Annotated in this window: 23 protein-coding genes and 1 pseudogene; 11 read left to right on the forward strand and 13 right to left on the reverse strand. The window is 55.3% G+C overall.

Going from position 1 to position 15,762, the window contains the following annotated elements:
- Positions 1-97: 97 nt before the first annotated feature.
- Positions 98-799 (forward strand): hypothetical protein, encoded by a 702-nt coding sequence (locus AYJ57_RS21525; protein ID WP_066110867.1) that lies wholly within the window; start codon positions 98-100, stop codon positions 797-799.
- A gap of 131 nt (positions 800-930) precedes the next feature.
- Here the strand turns inward: AYJ57_RS21525 and AYJ57_RS21530 are convergent, their stop codons facing one another.
- On the reverse strand, positions 931-1,605 hold the full coding sequence (locus AYJ57_RS21530; RefSeq protein WP_066110869.1) for a DUF6946 family protein: 675 nt from the start codon (positions 1,603-1,605) through the stop codon (positions 931-933).
- 144 nt (positions 1,606-1,749) lie between these two features.
- Positions 1,750-2,028 carry a hypothetical protein gene (locus AYJ57_RS21535; protein WP_157374353.1) on the reverse strand — a complete coding sequence of 93 codons (279 nt, stop codon included), beginning with the start codon at positions 2,026-2,028 and terminating at the stop codon, positions 1,750-1,752.
- Positions 2,029-2,121: 93 nt separating this feature from the next.
- Between AYJ57_RS21535 and AYJ57_RS21540 the strand changes: the two genes are divergently transcribed.
- The gene (locus AYJ57_RS21540) at positions 2,122-2,772 is read left to right on the forward strand and encodes a hypothetical protein (protein WP_066110871.1); all 651 of its coding nucleotides are present in this window, start codon (positions 2,122-2,124) and stop codon (positions 2,770-2,772) included.
- Positions 2,773-3,713: 941 nt separating this feature from the next.
- On the opposite strand, the gene AYJ57_RS25685 is transcribed toward AYJ57_RS21540, so the two are convergent.
- A complete protein-coding gene (locus tag AYJ57_RS25685) occupies positions 3,714-4,445 on the reverse strand; it encodes a winged helix-turn-helix domain-containing protein (RefSeq protein ID WP_193789561.1) in 732 nt (243 codons plus the stop codon).
- A 195-nt stretch (positions 4,446-4,640) separates the two neighbouring features.
- Between AYJ57_RS25685 and AYJ57_RS26045 the strand changes: the two genes are divergently transcribed.
- Together AYJ57_RS26045 and AYJ57_RS21555 are read left to right on the forward strand one after the other, a co-directional pair.
- On the forward strand, positions 4,641-4,826 hold the full coding sequence (locus AYJ57_RS26045) for a hypothetical protein (protein WP_157374354.1): 186 nt from the start codon (positions 4,641-4,643) through the stop codon (positions 4,824-4,826).
- A 133-nt stretch (positions 4,827-4,959) separates the two neighbouring features.
- Positions 4,960-5,490 (forward strand): MucR family transcriptional regulator, encoded by a 531-nt coding sequence (locus AYJ57_RS21555; protein WP_066110875.1) that lies wholly within the window; start codon positions 4,960-4,962, stop codon positions 5,488-5,490.
- A 243-nt stretch (positions 5,491-5,733) separates the two neighbouring features.
- On the opposite strand, the gene AYJ57_RS21560 is transcribed toward AYJ57_RS21555, so the two are convergent.
- Both AYJ57_RS21560 and AYJ57_RS21565 read right to left on the reverse strand, forming a co-directional pair.
- On the reverse strand, positions 5,734-5,880 hold the full coding sequence (locus AYJ57_RS21560) for a helix-turn-helix domain-containing protein (RefSeq protein ID WP_083191445.1): 147 nt from the start codon (positions 5,878-5,880) through the stop codon (positions 5,734-5,736).
- 60 nt (positions 5,881-5,940) lie between these two features.
- Positions 5,941-6,132, reverse strand: a complete 192-nt coding sequence (locus AYJ57_RS21565; protein ID WP_066110876.1) for a hypothetical protein — start codon at positions 6,130-6,132, stop codon at positions 5,941-5,943.
- Positions 6,133-6,218: 86 nt separating this feature from the next.
- Between AYJ57_RS21565 and AYJ57_RS21570 the strand changes: the two genes are divergently transcribed.
- Positions 6,219-7,172, forward strand: coding sequence for a hypothetical protein (locus AYJ57_RS21570; RefSeq protein WP_066110877.1), 954 nt, complete (start codon positions 6,219-6,221; stop codon positions 7,170-7,172).
- 2 nt (positions 7,173-7,174) lie between these two features.
- On the opposite strand, the gene AYJ57_RS21575 is transcribed toward AYJ57_RS21570, so the two are convergent.
- The 4 genes from AYJ57_RS21575 to AYJ57_RS21585 are packed head-to-tail and all read right to left on the reverse strand — an operon-like array spanning position 7,175 to position 8,919.
- Positions 7,175-7,435: a hypothetical protein gene (locus tag AYJ57_RS21575; RefSeq protein WP_066110879.1), complete on the reverse strand. Its 261-nt coding sequence runs from the start codon at positions 7,433-7,435 to the stop codon at positions 7,175-7,177.
- Between the two features lie 18 nt (positions 7,436-7,453).
- Positions 7,454-7,660: an RQC domain-containing protein gene (locus tag AYJ57_RS26675; RefSeq protein WP_083191446.1), complete on the reverse strand. Its 207-nt coding sequence runs from the start codon at positions 7,658-7,660 to the stop codon at positions 7,454-7,456.
- Between the two features lie 3 nt (positions 7,661-7,663).
- Positions 7,664-8,506, reverse strand: coding sequence for a RecQ family ATP-dependent DNA helicase (locus AYJ57_RS21580; RefSeq protein WP_066110881.1), 843 nt, complete (start codon positions 8,504-8,506; stop codon positions 7,664-7,666).
- Entirely contained in the window at positions 8,503-8,919 is a 417-nt protein-coding gene (locus AYJ57_RS21585) for a DEAD/DEAH box helicase (protein ID WP_066110882.1), read from the reverse strand. Before AYJ57_RS21585 ends, AYJ57_RS21580 begins: the two co-directional genes overlap by 4 nt.
- A 291-nt stretch (positions 8,920-9,210) precedes the next feature.
- Between AYJ57_RS21585 and AYJ57_RS21590 the strand changes: the two genes are divergently transcribed.
- Positions 9,211-9,987 (forward strand): MucR family transcriptional regulator, encoded by a 777-nt coding sequence (locus AYJ57_RS21590; RefSeq protein WP_066110883.1) that lies wholly within the window; start codon positions 9,211-9,213, stop codon positions 9,985-9,987.
- A 350-nt stretch (positions 9,988-10,337) separates the two neighbouring features.
- On the opposite strand, the gene AYJ57_RS21595 is transcribed toward AYJ57_RS21590, so the two are convergent.
- Both AYJ57_RS21595 and AYJ57_RS21600 read right to left on the reverse strand, forming a co-directional pair.
- Complete coding sequence (locus AYJ57_RS21595) at positions 10,338-10,709, reverse strand: hypothetical protein (RefSeq protein WP_157374355.1); 372 nt, start codon at positions 10,707-10,709, stop codon at positions 10,338-10,340.
- The gene (locus tag AYJ57_RS21600) at positions 10,687-11,568 is read right to left on the reverse strand and encodes an exonuclease domain-containing protein (RefSeq protein ID WP_066110886.1); all 882 of its coding nucleotides are present in this window, start codon (positions 11,566-11,568) and stop codon (positions 10,687-10,689) included. The genes AYJ57_RS21595 and AYJ57_RS21600 overlap by 23 nt, the downstream gene beginning before the upstream one ends.
- A gap of 87 nt (positions 11,569-11,655) precedes the next feature.
- On the opposite strand from AYJ57_RS21600, the gene AYJ57_RS21605 reads away from it, so the two are divergent.
- Both AYJ57_RS21605 and AYJ57_RS26680 read left to right on the forward strand, forming a co-directional pair.
- Positions 11,656-12,756: a hypothetical protein gene (locus AYJ57_RS21605; RefSeq protein ID WP_066110888.1), complete on the forward strand. Its 1,101-nt coding sequence runs from the start codon at positions 11,656-11,658 to the stop codon at positions 12,754-12,756.
- A gap of 48 nt (positions 12,757-12,804) precedes the next feature.
- Positions 12,805-12,987 (forward strand): annotated as a pseudogene (locus AYJ57_RS26680) (flagellar motor protein MotB); the annotation flags it as partial.
- 346 nt (positions 12,988-13,333) lie between these two features.
- On the opposite strand, the gene AYJ57_RS26685 reads toward AYJ57_RS26680, so the two are convergent.
- On the reverse strand, positions 13,334-13,549 hold the full coding sequence (locus AYJ57_RS26685) for a hypothetical protein (protein ID WP_442974857.1): 216 nt from the start codon (positions 13,547-13,549) through the stop codon (positions 13,334-13,336).
- A 38-nt stretch (positions 13,550-13,587) separates the two neighbouring features.
- Entirely contained in the window at positions 13,588-13,950 is a 363-nt protein-coding gene (locus AYJ57_RS21615) for a DHH family phosphoesterase (RefSeq protein ID WP_157374357.1), read from the reverse strand.
- Between the two features lie 480 nt (positions 13,951-14,430).
- On the opposite strand from AYJ57_RS21615, the gene AYJ57_RS21620 reads away from it, so the two are divergent.
- The 3 genes from AYJ57_RS21620 to AYJ57_RS21630 all read left to right on the forward strand — a co-directional run bounded on the left by AYJ57_RS21620 (position 14,431) and on the right by AYJ57_RS21630 (position 15,750).
- Positions 14,431-14,697 carry a hypothetical protein gene (locus AYJ57_RS21620; protein ID WP_066110894.1) on the forward strand — a complete coding sequence of 89 codons (267 nt, stop codon included), beginning with the start codon at positions 14,431-14,433 and terminating at the stop codon, positions 14,695-14,697.
- Positions 14,698-14,987: 290 nt separating this feature from the next.
- Positions 14,988-15,281 carry a hypothetical protein gene (locus AYJ57_RS21625; RefSeq protein ID WP_066110896.1) on the forward strand — a complete coding sequence of 98 codons (294 nt, stop codon included), beginning with the start codon at positions 14,988-14,990 and terminating at the stop codon, positions 15,279-15,281.
- On the forward strand, positions 15,268-15,750 hold the full coding sequence (locus AYJ57_RS21630) for a hypothetical protein (RefSeq protein WP_066110898.1): 483 nt from the start codon (positions 15,268-15,270) through the stop codon (positions 15,748-15,750). Before AYJ57_RS21625 ends, AYJ57_RS21630 begins: the two co-directional genes overlap by 14 nt.
- The last annotated feature ends 12 nt before the right edge of the window (positions 15,751-15,762 follow it).

Raw genomic sequence — 15,762 nt, forward strand, 5'->3', positions numbered from 1 at the left:
GTCTAGCAGGCCCGCTCGCTTGGAAGCTTGCGTGGTGAGCCGAGATCGCTGATCGTCAATCGGCCGGCGCATCCGGCATTTTCAGGGAGGAATTTAGATGGGCGATAGCATCCCGGTGGTCGATGCAGTGAAGTACGGAGATGATCTGATTGGGTCGGCTCTAGAGACCAAGGATTTTGCGATGGCAGGAACCTTGTTGAACGAGACTCCTTATAGCTGGAAGCAGGTGGATCAGTTCGGGGGGCCGATCGAGAATTTCTTTTCCATGGTCCCGCACGGGTTTGCTGCCTTATCTGGGTATACACCGGCAGATAGCAACCCAGGTTGGAAGCACGCGCCTGACTCCTACGTCCAACCGTACGATCCGAAGTTAGGAGACGTTCGGAACTCTCTCGATCTTTTCGTCGTGGAGGGGACCAGTCATGTCTACAATTTTAAGCAGGCTGGCGGCTTCGAGGTATGCGTGTCGTTTCATTGCGCGGAAATTGAAGTGACGATTATCCTTTACATGAACCACTGGCAGTACGCGAGCGACGACGTAGAGCGCGAGGTTGGAGGCCTGCTATGTGGACCGAGCCCTTACATAAAGAAGACCAATGGGACGCATCTTTCCGAGCGTGAGACAATCACCTTGCTTGAAAAAGCGTATAAAACAAAGCGAGGCAAGAGCTCCGGCCTGCTTGGGTTCTCAACCGGTAACGCGAAGGAAATCAAGATTCCGATCGATGGTAAGAACGACATCACGTTGGCTTTTGTGGCTGCTGAGAACACGATGTTTCACCTAAAGGGCGGTGACTGATTTTATTCCAGGGTGCCTCTTGAGACGTGAGGCACCCTACCAGCGTCGGCCTGGTATCTGCGTAGAAAGACGCTAGGGCGGTGCTCGGGAAGCATGGGTAGACTCGTCCCAGCATCGCCCTCAAGGGGTCGCTATAGAAACTCTGGTGAGCCGACTGCCCAGCCGAGTGTCAGTGGCAGCCCTGACGGCAAGACGACTTCTAATGGCTGGTTCAACTCGGTGTTCTGCCCCATGGCTTCGCAGAAGAGTGCGAAATCCTCAAACCAGCGATGCTGCTGCGAAAAGGACTGAACTACCATAGCTGCGCGATCAGTCTTGAAGCGTTGGGCTTCGATAACCGCGGCGGCCGTACGGTGAAGCAGTTGGTAACGTAGCTCCTCGGGAAGAGGGCCCTCTAGACCGAGTGCCTCGCAGATGAATGAGATACGCTCCCGCTTTCCCGGGCTGGGGTTCTGCATCCACTCTTTGACAGTGGGGCCGAAGGGCTCGTTTACCTTTGCCTCTACAGCGAGGGAAATCGTATTGTTGGACGCGCTGACCAAGGCAAACACGTCGCATTGGCTTTCGCGTCTCCCGCCTGGCAGGGGCACTTTGTGCTCGGGAATAGCCAAGAGGAGCTCAATGTCCCCGGCGAAGAGCGTCGCGATTTCAGTTGGCAAAGAGCCTGCAGCGGCTTCCCATGAGAGAGCTGCAGCCATGGCCGAATACCCGCGCTTCCACTGTTTTTCAGGGTCTGCCAGAAACTGGCGCCAATCGTTAGGACCATCCGTCGGAACGAGAATATGGGCGATCGCTACTACCTCCATTCGGGGCTCTGATGCTACCTGCCCCGAGTGATCATGAACCAGGTCACCACTCTATGCCAAGTTCGAATTCCTACGAGTGTCGCGAGAGATGCTTCAGATGCCCGGGGCGCTGACAGTACTAGCCTCCAGCTCGAGTGGCCCGTCTTACTTTGGTGTCAGTTCAAGCGGCTCTCGCGACAAAATCAGGATTTCCTCAAGGCCATCCTGATCGACGCCGCCAATTTCGTACGCATCTAGGTTCACCTCATCGTTGGTCCCAAAATAGAGATGATAGGTGCCCGGCTCGACCTTCCGGTGGATGATGTCTTGATGCTCCTCCACCCGCAAGGCGGAAGCCGAGGCAAAGCTAAAGCGCGAACACCCTGATGTCGTCCAGCATGAGGTCGTTCTTCGAGGTGCTTTCCGCAAGTAGCCGACCTGCACCTCCATCCCTGGTAGCAGTCAGCAACCGGCGCGAACTCGCGCGATGCGAACTCCTCCCTTGAAGCACGCGGGTGGCAGAGATAGCTCTCTGGCATGGCAGCCAAGACTTTCGTTTTGACCCCGCGCGAGGACGGCAGCGTCCACTTTTCGCTGAGCTACCGAGACCCCCGGCATAGTGGTCTCGCGCGCATAAGCTGTGAACTCACAGCTGAGGAAGCTCAGAAGCTTTCACTGTTCGCAGAGGCGACCAGCCTGCACCGCTCTCTGAACGTGCCGGGACAATCTGAGCTCGACCTCGAGGGACTGTCCCTGACCCATGATCCCGCTCGAGATGCGCTCTGGGTGGAGCGACGTGTCGGATTCAACAGTCAGACCGCGGAAATACCCTACGAGACCTTCCGCCAGGAAATGATCGATATCATCGATATGTGCCTCACCCGTGCCAGGGAGAGTAAGCACGGCGAACTCTTGAATGAGGTCTTGGTCGACTGTCCGCGGATCGAGGCATTGGAGTTCTCCTTGCCACCGAACGAAGCCGACATCGTCCAGCACAGGCTTCAGGAGATCACGTTGATGATTTTGGAACCAGAAGCTTCGCGCCGCGGGTCCGACCTCGGGCGGATGCTTCGCGCTAAGAAGTCAGGAGATGAAACCAAGGCCGAGGTCTACTGTATCATCACCACGCTTGCAGACGGATTGCTTCCGTCTGTTAGCCGTGATGTCGAGCAATCGGTCGCGAGGTAGGCTTCGTTATTCTCAAACTAGCGCATCCGAGATCTCGTGGCGAATGCAACATAGTCAGTCTACGAAATATCTAGCAAGCCACTTTGATGAGAACGACACTGCGTCTGTTAGACCCATGGTTTGAACAAACTCACGGCTTGCCCCACGCTCACCATTCGTTCTGAAAGTGGCGCTACAGCCCTCGGCCTTCATCGCTCCGCGCAACAAGTCCAACGCGTCGTTCCCACGAAAACCAGGCCTATATTGGCTAGCGGAGCTAGATGTCTTGCCCGATTTACGAATGCCTCCGCACGTTATTGAAAAGTTCGACCCGCGGTGCAATTTCGAGGGCAAGAATGAGACTGCCACCTCTCCCGACTTATCGAGCCGGAAGGCTATACCCTTCGATGGAGACTTCCGCACCCCGCTCCTAGGGTAGGTCTCACCGCTCCATGGCTCGAGAGTACAATTAGGCTCTCCAATGATTTTTCCGGAGATCTGCCGCGAGCACTCGATGTTCCAGCGCTTCGATGCAGCCAGTTCAGTACGCCACTGCTGGATCCCACCAGAGACTCTCGATTGATAAACGCTGACTTCGGCAAGCGCGGCTCCAGCAGGAAGGAACGCGGTCAATAGCCGCCGTGAAGCCATGCTCATCGCGAAGCCGCTCGAATACCCTCTTCGCCGTGTGCCGTTGCTTTCGATGGACCTCGCGATCCCCTTCCAGCCAGCCATCGATGATCTCGGTAAGGCGACTAGAATGAGCGCGTATAGGGCGGCGGCGACCGGTATGTTAAAATTTCGATCAAACACGGACCGCAAAGATTTCAGCTGTTCCTCACTACCGAGGGGTGCGCTGAATATCTGTTCGACGTCCCACCTTAGCTTATCCAAAGACCCGCACCCGACATACTAACGTCAGATATCTGCGAGAACCTTGTTAAGAATACCTCAAAAGGTCATCAGGAGTTCACCAGTCGGTACCCCACACCTCGTACGGTCTCGATAGTAACATGACCCCGAAGCGGCTCCCCCTTAAGGAGGTGGCGCAACTTGAAGATGTGCTGATCAAGAGATCTATCATCATACGACGGCTCACGGTTGAGGATGCGGCGGTAGAGGTCTTCTTTCGACACAACGTCTCCGAACGAGCCTATGAGGCAATCGAGGATCTTCGCCTGCGTTGAGGTGAGTTTCACGCTCCCCGACCTACCTTTCACCGTGAGAACTCGGCCGCTTTTGAGCTCAAAGGGTCCGCTCCCAAGCGAGGGAACATCCACACCTTCGTTCTTCAGTGTATAAATGACCCGCTCCAGGAGATCGTCAGGTTCGAAAGGCAGATTAAGGCGTCCAACGATACGAAAATCCTCGCGCATGTCGCCTACAAAAGAAATTTCTGCGCTCAAAAGGGCCAGGACCCTTACCCTGCTGCGTGCCATTCTGAAAGCGCCGGAAAAATCCGTGATCGCCCCATCTGAAAAAGGCGGATGACAGACAAAGAGGTCTGGAAACCCACCCTTAGAAACAGCGTCTGTGGCCTCATGGATGGAAGACACACAGTCTACGCGCCAATCAGGGCGAGCACTTCTAAGTGCCTGTGACATCAATAGGACCATGCTGCTGTCTGCGCCAACCACGGTAATATGGAGAGCTTTTTGTGTTTCACAACCATGAAGGTCTCTGGAAATCTTCATATTCGCTCCCCTAGACGAAACCAACGCAAAAAATGACCACATACTCTGTACTAGGCTGACCTTGAACAGATCAACTCGAAACCAACAAGTATGTCATTTAGCCGGCACATCCTCAAATTTGGTTACACGATTAACCACGTAAACTGCCCCTACATCATGAATTGTTACATGATTAGGAAGCCATAGGAGTGTATCATGTCGGCAACACAAATTCGCAAAATTACAACCGTCTGCCCTATCGGGACCAAAGGTCTTCAACTTGCACAAGGTGAAATGCTGAGCATCGGTGACAACGATCACGCCTCAGGAACCAAGAGCATCGCAAGCATTCGTGTAGGAAAGCGCGTTGTAGAAGGTGAGCTTCTAGCTGAAATGACATAAGAGAACTGTCTTTCAAAACATCCAATCATAGAGAACTACCAACCTAATGATCAGCCGGCGTCGAAATAAGGATTGACTCTACCTAAACTGTTCTTTAAAAATTGTGGCGTCTTTTGGTTTTAACGAGGATGATATGAAGGATTTCTCCGACATTCCCGCAACCCCTGCTCATGGCGAAACCGACGCCGCAACGATGGATACTGAACAGATGATTTTTCGCCTGGTCGCCGCCAAAGCTGCCGCCAGCGCGCGTGCGGGCCAACCAATGGGCCCTGAAGCCATTGCCAAGATGACGCTCGATCTTCACAAAATGATGTCTTCCAGTGACCTGCCCGTCGTGGCATCACTCGACAAAGAACCCAAGGCAGCGCCTGCCCCAAAGACTTGGAAAGGCGAACGCGCTCCTGACGATCCTTTTTGCGCGATCGAAGATACGGTGCAAGACGACTACATCGTTTGCCTCGAGAACGGCCGCCACCTCTCTATGCTCAAGCGTCACCTCAACGAGACCTACGGCATGACACCCGCGGAGTACCGTGCCAAGTGGGGCCTGCCGGACGACTATCCGATGACCGCCCCCAACTACACCGCGAAGAAGGCGAGCGCTGCGTTCAAAAGTGGGCTGGGCCGGCATGCTCGATCGGCAAAGGCAGTGCTCGCCTGACAAGCACGACATCGCACAGGAAAGGCCCCGCAACCGCGGGGCCTTTCTAGTAATTGTAGATAGAAAAGCAGGAGCCGCATGTAGCTAAAGAGATTGAACAAAAATTTCTGATCGATACCGATCATCCACACCTTAAGGCAATCTTTGCCATGAACCCATTGCGCATCAAGCAAGCCTATCTCTCGACAAGTGCAGGCTCCACCGTCCGTCTTCGAGTGCAAGATAGCCATGCATTCCTAAACGTTACTGCTTCCGCCACCGATAGAACGTGTGCTGCGATATCCCGATCTGGCGCACCGCATCGGCCGTCGACAGGCCCTGACCGTGCAGCACCTCAACGTGGCGCAGCCTGGTGACAATGTCTTCCGGCTTCTCTCGCTTTCCAGCCATTCCGTAGTCCTCCTATTCACCGAAATCCTATCGGACTTCAGGCTTCGTGGGTGGACCACTTCAAAGGGGCTGCCTCAGCTGCTCATGAATTTCGGAGGAGAAGTCATCGTCCTTCAACTGGCCACCTGCCTGCAGGGCCAGGTCCAGGAAAATTTCACTCCACCGCGGGAATTTCCCCGTCTGGCTGCAAGGAAGAATGGCATGACGGACGTCCCCGCTGCGGTCCTTGATCTCGATAGCAGAATTCGACATGATGCCTCCCTGCTAGAGAGGGTTGCGACGGAACTTTGAGAAGTCTTTTCTCCATGTCGCACGACGACGTTTTACCGAGGACATAAATGGACAACTCCAACGCTCTTCCAGACCGGTTCGAGGCCGCAAGCGAACCGACGGATGGTCTCATAACGATCACTGATAAGAAGACCGGCCGCGAGACTAAGGTTGGCCTCACGTTCTACGCGAGCTTCGTCCAATCCCTGAACGAGCTCATCGATTTCTCGGAAATTGAGACCCCCTCTTCCGAGACTGTCGCCACTGCGCCTGCCGCGGCAGACGAAGAGGTTCTCGTCGTAGAGGCTACCAAGCCCAAGCGTGGCCGGCCGAAGAAGGTCGTTAAAAGCGCGCCTGACGAGCCCGCGCAATCCCCGGAAGCTACGGACGCCGCTCAAGCGGAAACTCCCGCGGAGGAGCAACCTTCGCAGGAACCCACGAAACCCAAGCGTGGGCGAAAGAAGAGGGCCGCAGAACAAGAGCTGCCACTGGAGCCTGCGGCACAGCCGTCGGAGGAAGCCCCAAAGCCGAAACGTGGCCGCCCTAAAAAGTCTGACGCAGCACCCGAGACGTCAGCGGAACCTGCCGAGACCGCCCAGGTCGAAGAGGCAGCACCTGAAAAGGTTGCTGAACCGGCTGCCAAACCGAAGCGTGGGCGCCCCAAAAAGAGCGCTGCGAAGACCTCTTCCGCAAAGGCAACGGAAGAAGCCAAAGTTGTTGAAGAGGCTCCGAAGTCTAAGCGCGTACGACCTCAAAAAGCCGTTCCCAAGAAAGAGGCTGCTCCCGCAACCGCGGTCAGCACACCATCTATCGAAGGCAAGGGCTACGTCCTCGTTCCGCGATCCGACGACAAAATGCCGGTGTACGACATCATCGCTACCAGTGGCGCAAATCTCGGGACGGTCCAACAGAAGGCGGACAAGCGATATTACGTGGAGCCTGCGGATCAGGAAAAGTTCGACCCCACTGACCATACCAGCCTGATTGCCGCCAAGACACGCGTGTTTGTCATCGCGCGCTAAGGCTAGAGCTCGATCCCGAAGGCCAGCTCGTCTGCGGCCTTCGGGGCAAAGAGCGCGATGATATCCTCCGCCGCGCTCTGGATGGCCTCGTTCTCCGACAACGCTGAAATCTCCTCTTTCGTCGTTGGTCGCGCCTCAACGATCCGTACGATTTCGATCTCCCGCACCTGACCGGCATCCACCTTTTCAGAGAGCCGCTCTCTCAGGGAGACGAATTTCTCCTGCAGTCCTTCTGGAAGGCGATCACGCTGCCTTTCAGACAAAGCAACGTACTCCTCGACCTAAATCGTAGGGGCGATCTCATGCCAACTTCCTGACAGCACGATCTCCGCAGTATCGGACAGAAGTGCTCGCCAGCCATGAAGTGTGACCTTAAGGGCCCCATAGCGCTCAGGGAGGATCGCCATGTACCCGCTACCGATAAGCTGCCGAATGATCGACTTCCAGGTTTCCTGCGGCAGCGAACGCCCTGCACCAAAGCAGTGCAGTGCTTATTCTCGGCCGTTTCTTGTAAGCGGAGGTCTTCTGCAATTGTCACACTTGCCGCAGGGCTGCGCGTCGATCTCGCCGAAGTAGGCCAGCAAGGGTTTCATGCGGCAGCCCGGCGTCTCAATCATAGAGATCACGCTCTCCAGTTTAGAGCGCAAAACCGCGCGGCGGTCGTCATCCATGTCCCTGTTAGCTTCGATCTTCTGGCGTTGCTTCCCGAGAGCTTTCTTCTCAAACAGCATCAACGCCGAAGCAGGCTGGCCATCACGGCCGGCACGCCCGATCTCCTGATAGTACCCTTCCAAGGTCGAGGGCGGCTCCAAGTGCACGAAAAAGCGAACGTCGCCCCTATCGATCCCCATCCCAAAAGCGATCGTAGCAACAACGATGATTTCCTCTTCCTCGAGGAACCTCTCTTGGGCTCTTTCACGGTCCTCTGAAGACATGCCGGCATGATAGCCCACAGCGTTCAATCCCTTCCGTGTCGGTTCCAGAACAGTCTCGTCGACACCTTTTCTACTCGCGCGGTAGATGACGCCGGCCTGACCGCTACGCGATTTGAGGAACTTTTGGAGGTGAGGCAGGACTTCGCCCTCAACCTGCCGGATCTCCACGGACAGCTTTTCCCTCTGGAAACTGGATTGGAACCAGCGTGCGTCCTCCAACCCCAATGAGGCAACGATGTCATTCTGTGTTGCGGGGTCCGCGGTAGCTGTCAGCGCAATCTTCGGACTTCCCTCGAACTCCTCCAGGACGCAGCCAACCTCTCGGTACACACTCCTAAAATCGTGCCCCCATTGGGAGACACAGTGTGCCTCATCGATCGCGAAGAGAGAGACCTTCACGCTTCAAAGGAACTCTTGAAAGCGAGGTAATTGGAGCCTCTCTGGCGCCACGTAAAAAAATCCACCTCCCCTGCACGAATGCCCGACAGGGTGTCCCGGTGAGTGGCCGCCGACTGTGAACTGGAGATGTATTCTGCACGCAGGCCCCGCCCCCTAAGCGCGTCGACCTGATCCTTCATCACAGCGACCAAAGGAGAAACCACAACAGCAACCCCTTCACGGATGAGACCGGGAACCTGGTAGCACAAGGACTTACCGCCGCCCGTCGGCATGAGAACGAACACGTTCTCCCCCGAGACGACAGCGTCGACGATGTCCTTTTGGTTCAGGCGGAATCCATCATACCCGAAGACCTTCTTGAGTACTCCCAAGGGAGCTCCAGTGCTTTCCTTAAGGTCGTTTCCCATGTTCATGTCACCTCATTAGCGATGCGCGAAGGAAAATAGCACACAGTGCCTTTCGCACTTCCTTCTCGGTGACGCCAAAGAGAAGCACTTTCCTTGTTCTCAACAATAGTAACAAGATCACAAAAGGAATGAAAGGTGAACGTAAAAAGAACAGATCAGCATACGGCGTCAGGTAGAAAGACAGACTCTGAATTTTTCTCTATTAAATGGATAAATTCTTGACGAAACACTCTGAAAAGTCACATAAAGGGCCATCAACGACCCCGCTAACTCCCAGATTCATGGAGTATCCCCAAAATGGCATCCGACGATAACCAGTGGTTCAAGATAGCCGAGGCTTTCGCTTCCAAAGAGTCATCCAGCGCAGACGATGTTGTAAAACTCCTTCGCGAGATGAAGTCCCTAATGGGAACAGAAGCACCCACCTCCACTACAGCGCCAGTCGCAGAAGCGCCTGCCCCCACCCCGGCCCCAGAACAAACCGCTCCGGCTGTTGAGCCCCAGAGCGCCCCAGAAGAGGCTGCCCGCGCCGCGGACCTCTTTGAAGAGGCAACTAACACGGCTCCGGTCGCAACCGAGACCCCGGCTCCCAAAAAGCGCCGTGCACCTCGCAAGCCCAAGGCAGAGACCGCTCCCGAGGCAACCCAGCCCGTAGAAGACGCCCCTAAAACGCGGAAAAAGCGTTCGACAACCAAGGCTGAGGCCACTGTTGAGAACTTGCAGCCCGCGGTCCTCGAAGAAGGAGAACCCGAAGTCCAAGGGACTGATGAAGTCCAGGTAGAAATGCCGGATGGCCCGCCGGCGCTGCCGATCGAAGACGCTCTCACAGACGACGAGATTTTCTGTCTTGAGTGTGGCCGCGGCATGACGATGCTTAAGCGCCACTTGGGTTCAGCCCACAATCTGACACCGGAACAGTACCGCAAGCGTTGGGACCTCCCCGACGACTATCCGGTCACAGCACCGAACTACTCCGTGTCCAAATCGGACTATGCCAAGAAAATTCAGTTCGGTCAGAAGGACTCCAAATACGCTCCCAAGCGTCGAGGCCGCAAGAAGAAGAACGCTGCCTGACCCTAGGGATGTTTGAATGCGATCGCCGGGCCAATGGTCCGGCGATTTTCTTTTTGAGGCCCGTGGTGGCTCCATTTTAACGGCGATGCGCTTGGTTGCAGGAAAGAACTGCGGAGCCAAGCATGCAAACCAAGACAACCCTTTTCACCCTCCTGCTTTGCGGCGTTGCTGTCTGTGGGGGCGACGATCAACGCCCGGGGTACCTTACCTCCGACAGCGTCACCCCCTTGCCGCCCGTTGCGTACTGCTCTCGTAGCGCCAGGAGGTGTTCTTCGTGAACCAACTCCTCGGGGGCATGCAGGGCGACCAGCCGGCCGGCGAAGTCCTTCAACCTCGGGTCCGTGAGCTTTTCAATCTGCTGGAGTCGACGATCCCACTCCTCCTCTCGAGAAATGATCCTGCACCGATTTCTGTCCTCGTTGCTGACGCAACTTGTTGTAGATCTCGGACTCCCGGGCAACCTTTCGGCCAGAGAACTTCTGGCACCCGTCTGCCTCCATAATGGAGGCCACCTCTTGGAACTTCTTCACGATGTCTGGCCGCCGAATGTGCTCCGCGCGACGCTCCAAGGTGTCAAAATCGCACCGGTAGCGCATCTCAGTCAGACGCATGCGCAGGCTTCTATCGTGCCGCTCCACGAGTACGGGACATGCAATATGCTTGATGATACGAAAAGGACCGTCGCCCTTGTAAAGGTTTTCAGCGATCTCTTCCGCCGACATGTGCATCCACTCTCTTGGATGAATAGCCAGGTCGACACCAACTGTCTTGAAGCCACTGTTTCCGACCTTCGCCATCGGGCGAACGGCGTAACCTCTGGTGCACCAAAGTGCGAAATTCGAAAAGGAAGTCGCCACCAGTCATGTGCTTCTGGATAAGACTCCCAACATACTTCTTGTTGGAGAGGTCGACGAACTGGTGGAACACGGACGGGGCAGCCCGCACAAAGATGACAAGCAGATCCTTGGTCATCAGAGTGTCCGCCTCAGCATCGTGGGCATTATCAGAGATCATTCCATTGGCGATCATCACATCTGAGAGGCGCCAACTTACAGAACCGTCATCCTTCGTCCCCGGTTTGATGATCCCCGGGCGGATAAAATCCAGATACTGAAATGCAGGATACAAATCGAGACGCCGCACATCCTTACCCGTGGTAAGGTAAGTATCCTGCAGGTTGCGAAAAAGGAAGTATCTCAGGAGCCGCTCATCGTAAGAAAGGATGTTGTACCCGAAGATCACAGTCTTTTGTCCGTCAACTGCGGAGCGCGTTCCCACAGTCTTGCTGACTTCCTTAGCGGCTTCATATTCGGTCACACGGTCTGAGGAGGTAAGATCGGAAGGGCGAAGTCCCGTGACTTCAAGAGCTTTGGGGCCCGGAACCGCATAGGGCGTTCGCGCAATCTTGAGATTTACTGTCTTGATCACGTCCAGGTTTTGGTCAAGCTTAACGAAGGCCGCCTGCATTGGCTGGTCGGTGTCACAAAATAGACCTAGAGCCTCAAAGTCGTAACCAATATAGTTAAATTCGGGCAGAGAAGGCTTCTTCGGCGCTCTTCTGCCCATCAGTTTGATCGCCATAAGATGTAGTTCCGTTGGGCTCTAAGTGTGATAAAGCGCTACACTACACTTCTTACGAGAACGTTAACCGCAGGGTGAAGCCGTCGAATGAGACCTCAGTTCAAATCTCAGGGCCAGTTTAGTGTCGTACGCAAGAAGACCAAAAGCGTTCAGCAAGGCTTTCAGGAGTTTGACCAGAAGAGCGTGTTTGACACGACAGAACCCTCGCAGGGTAACGTGCTAGCGTCGGTCATAAGCACTGGTGACGTTCCGGTCATGAAAGTGAGATCAGATGCATTTGGAGCAGGCTCCAAAGAGGTAACTGTGCGCTTTCGAAGCGAAGAAGCCGCTAAGAAGTCTGCACCAGCCGAAGACGTGTACTCCTCATTCGCGATCAAGCCCGCTTGCCACGGGGAAGTTCCCAGAATTGCCGACAGCCTCCAGCCCGGCGATCTGGTAGAGCTTCAGGGGGTGATCGTCGATCAGTTTGAGCAGTCAGAGGTCTTCCCATGGAATGCGAAAACGGTTGTTCCGGCGGCTGAGACCAGAACAACCGTCGCTATGTCTGAAGCCCTCTGCAGCATCTTGCATTCAGTGAACCCGAAGGACGATGCGAAAAAAGACTTTCGCATCGTGATCGCCTCACCTGCCGAGGCGCAAGAGGTTACAGATGTCTTGGGTGATCTAACGCGACTGAAAGAGTATCTCGGTTTCAAGCATGGTGCCGTGAACGGCTTCGTCATCCGCGGTACGCACCGGGCCGGCGGCCGAGAGCTCAAAGGCGCTGCATGCTACCGGACTCTGCAAGACGACGAGAGAGGCCTCAGCGACGAAGCTGTCATCCTGAATTTCCTGAAAACGAAAAGCCATGTTTTCGCGCCTTACATGTCGGCAAAGAATCCCTGGGAAATCATACCGCTTCACGTTGTAAACGTGCTCAATAGCGCCTCTCACCGGTTGGAAAGCCTTACGAAGCGGTATAGCTTCATGGCCCAGATAGATGGCTCTCATCAGGAAATGGAGTTTGGACACGCGAATGTGGTCCTGGACTTCAGAAGTGGTTCTCAGCGCCCTGTCTGCCGACATTTCAACCTCTGCCGCCAGAAGCCAATCCGAATAGACACAGGCCTCCCAACGCGCGCACGCCCAAGGAAACTAAAGACCAACGAAGAGTCTGAGAGCTCAAAGATCACCAAGCTCTTCGGTTAACGGTCAGGAAAGCGATGTCTGCCACCTTGCGGGACAAAGGTGGACGACATGGCAGACGACAAGAAACAACCAATTATCGTAAAGAAGGTCATCGAAGAGGGCAGCCACGGGCACCATGGCGGGGCTTGGAAAGTGGCTTACGCTGATTTCGTGACGGCCATGATGGCCTTCTTCCTGCTTCTCTGGAGCCTAGCTTCCTCAGAGGAAGATGAGCTCAAAGGACTTGCGGACTACTTTACTCCCACGATGAGCACCGCAAATGGCGCTGGGGGAGATGGAGCTCTCGACGGCGACACTATCGGCCCCCCGGGCACTCTAAACTCGTCGAACTTCCCCATGAGCACTGTGGCCATGCCACAGTTCGGCCAGCAAGACCCAATGGGCGCGTCTTCGGCCGGCATCACGGAAACCATCGTTGAATACGAAGAGGTAACCGCTGAGGGCGAGCCATCTGATGAAGCCATGCAAATGCAGGGCGAGCTCGAGGAAGCGCTGCTAGAAAAGCATGAGCAGAGCTTCAAGAACCTCGAGGAAGAGATCGTCCAAGCGATGAATGAGGTTCCCGATCTCAAGCCGCTTATTCCTCGCGCTTATCGAAGAAGCCAGCTTCACGTAGCGCCCTTTGCAGCGCCACGACATAGAGAAACGCGAGGCCAGCCGTGCATAGATATCTGTAGGCACCGGTCTCATCATCCCGGTTGGGGTGCACCAGAATACCGGCAGGATGCTTCTCATCCGACAGGTGGTGGTCGAGCGTGATGATATCCATTCCGAGCTCAGCAGCTTTGGCCAAGGGCTCAAAAGCGACCGTACCGCAGTCGGCGAAGATGATCAGGTCCGGATTGTTATCTTCTCGATTGCCGGCACGTTGGGCCCATACCCTTCCGAAAGCCTTTGCGGGATGTAGTAGCTCACCTCACACCCCATCTCCTCCAAGTATAGAAGCAGCATAGACGAGGATGTCGCCCCGTCGACGTCATAGTCGCCAAAGACACAGACTTTCTGCTTCTCTTGCGCAGCTGTGCCGCCACGCGCGACCGCTTTATCCATGTCTTTGAGAACCAACGGGTCCGGCATGGAGCCTTTGAGGGTGGGTTTGAAGAACTCCTGCAGATCTTCAATGCCACGGGACATCGCGAACGAGACCACTTCGCTAGGGATTCCTGCAAGCTTACCTTCTACAGGTTCAGCCACCTTCCAGTCCAATCCTCGCACAGAGAGACCAGCTATACTTATCCTTCCTATGTTGCCGCCATTCTATTCAATCCAGGCGGACTGTGAAAGGATAAATATTCGGTTAGCCATTCTCTCTCTTCAGGTGGAATGAGTGACCTTCCTCCTTTGTAGCGGTAGGTTTTCCCCCGCCTGCGTCCGCCGGCGCTCTTCTTAGGCTTGGTCGCCGTCTCCTTGAGCTTTTTTTCTCCGCAGGTTTTTCAGAACTTCGTTCCGGATCGCTCCACTTGAACACGCCGACATTCTTCCCCTCTGCAAGGGCCGCCTCCTGCAGAAATCGGGAGGGTTTCTTCGGTTTGTTGTACCTGCGGCGTGCATAGCTCATCACAAGCTGACTGCGCGCGCGCGTCATGCCTAGCCATGTTGTCCTCTTCTCTTTCAATCCTTGTTTACGTTGCAAACCAACGTCTGTTGAGAATTGTGACGGCAGGTGAAAGAAAGATGATCTCGCTCGACATCGACAAGCTGAGACTGTGGTACTCTAAGCTGCCCAGCGACTTCCAGAAGGTCATTGAAAGCGACTTTCCCGACCCAGATGACGCGTTTCTCAAGGCATTCGCGGAGGAACTCGCCGAGCTAGAGTTTGTCGAGCTCAAGGAATTCTTTGACGAGTTTACCGAAGCCCTCACTAAGCTGGGCCGGATCGGCCGAATACGTCTTCTGGCGTCGCTGAGTGGGAAGACCTTCCCCTACCAGGTGAAGACTTAAAAGAAATCACCGAGGACCCTCAAGAGGGGGAAGACGGAACAACCTCTCAGTCGGCCTCTCAGGTCCTTTTCATCGAGGACATCAAAGCATTCGCTGAGGCAGTCGCAGCCCGCACCTTCACGGCGCAAAACCTCGACAGCATTGCTTTGTCAGCTCTCAACGACGCGGCGCTCGACCAGGAAGACGCTCCCGCTCCGCCGTCCGGACCTCCGTCTTAATAAACAAATTTTGAGCGCCTTACCCCACAAGTGATCGTCGGGCGCATATATCGACACAAAAGGATAGACGAAATGAAGAACAAATCTCTGGTCGCTTCAGCGCTCGCCCTTCTGGCCACCTCAGCCGGGGCTCAATCTATGACAGCGCTCAAATTCAATGCAGGAGACAATGGCGGCGCGCTAGGGGTCGCGCAATCCAAGTTTGGGCGCGCCCAGACGATGTCCACCGCCATCGTGGACATAAACGACGTTGGGAATGCTGAGATCGCAGTGAAATTCGATGAAACGTGCGAGCAAGATAGATGCGACATCTCTCTCCTCTACTATGGGGGGGGCTCGTTGGCAGGAGATCTTGGAGACCCGTAGCGCGACACTGGCAGTCGGCTCTGAAAAGCAGCAGTGCGCTCGCACGCTATATCAGGATCACAACGTTCAGTGGTCTTGGATGAATGGCGCCTACGAGCCCTCCCCTACCGACTTCGCACGCGTTGAATCCATCAGCAGCCCTTCCAACGCGCTTTCGCGCTCCGATTCCGATATTCGCAAAATCAGCCAGGTGACGCGTGAACTCGCCGACCTCACCGGCAATGGGGAAGACGAGAGTATCGTCCGTTCCCGGATTATCCCCGACTGCACGGGCACCAACATCTGCCCTGTACTGGTCTACGACAGTGACGGCAACAAGATCGGAGACTTCCTGTCCTACGCCGGCCAACTCGGCCTCTCTGGAGACGATCTCTACACCTTCGGCCGCTACGGTTTCTCGTCCTATGCTTTCGACGGGCAAACTTACTCACACAAAGAGACATTCACGTCCCTGGCAGTGCCGGGATAAAGAGAGGTTTTG

The sequence above is a fragment of the Salipiger sp. CCB-MM3 genome, assembly GCF_001687105.1.
Taxonomy (GTDB): domain Bacteria; phylum Pseudomonadota; class Alphaproteobacteria; order Rhodobacterales; family Rhodobacteraceae; genus Salipiger.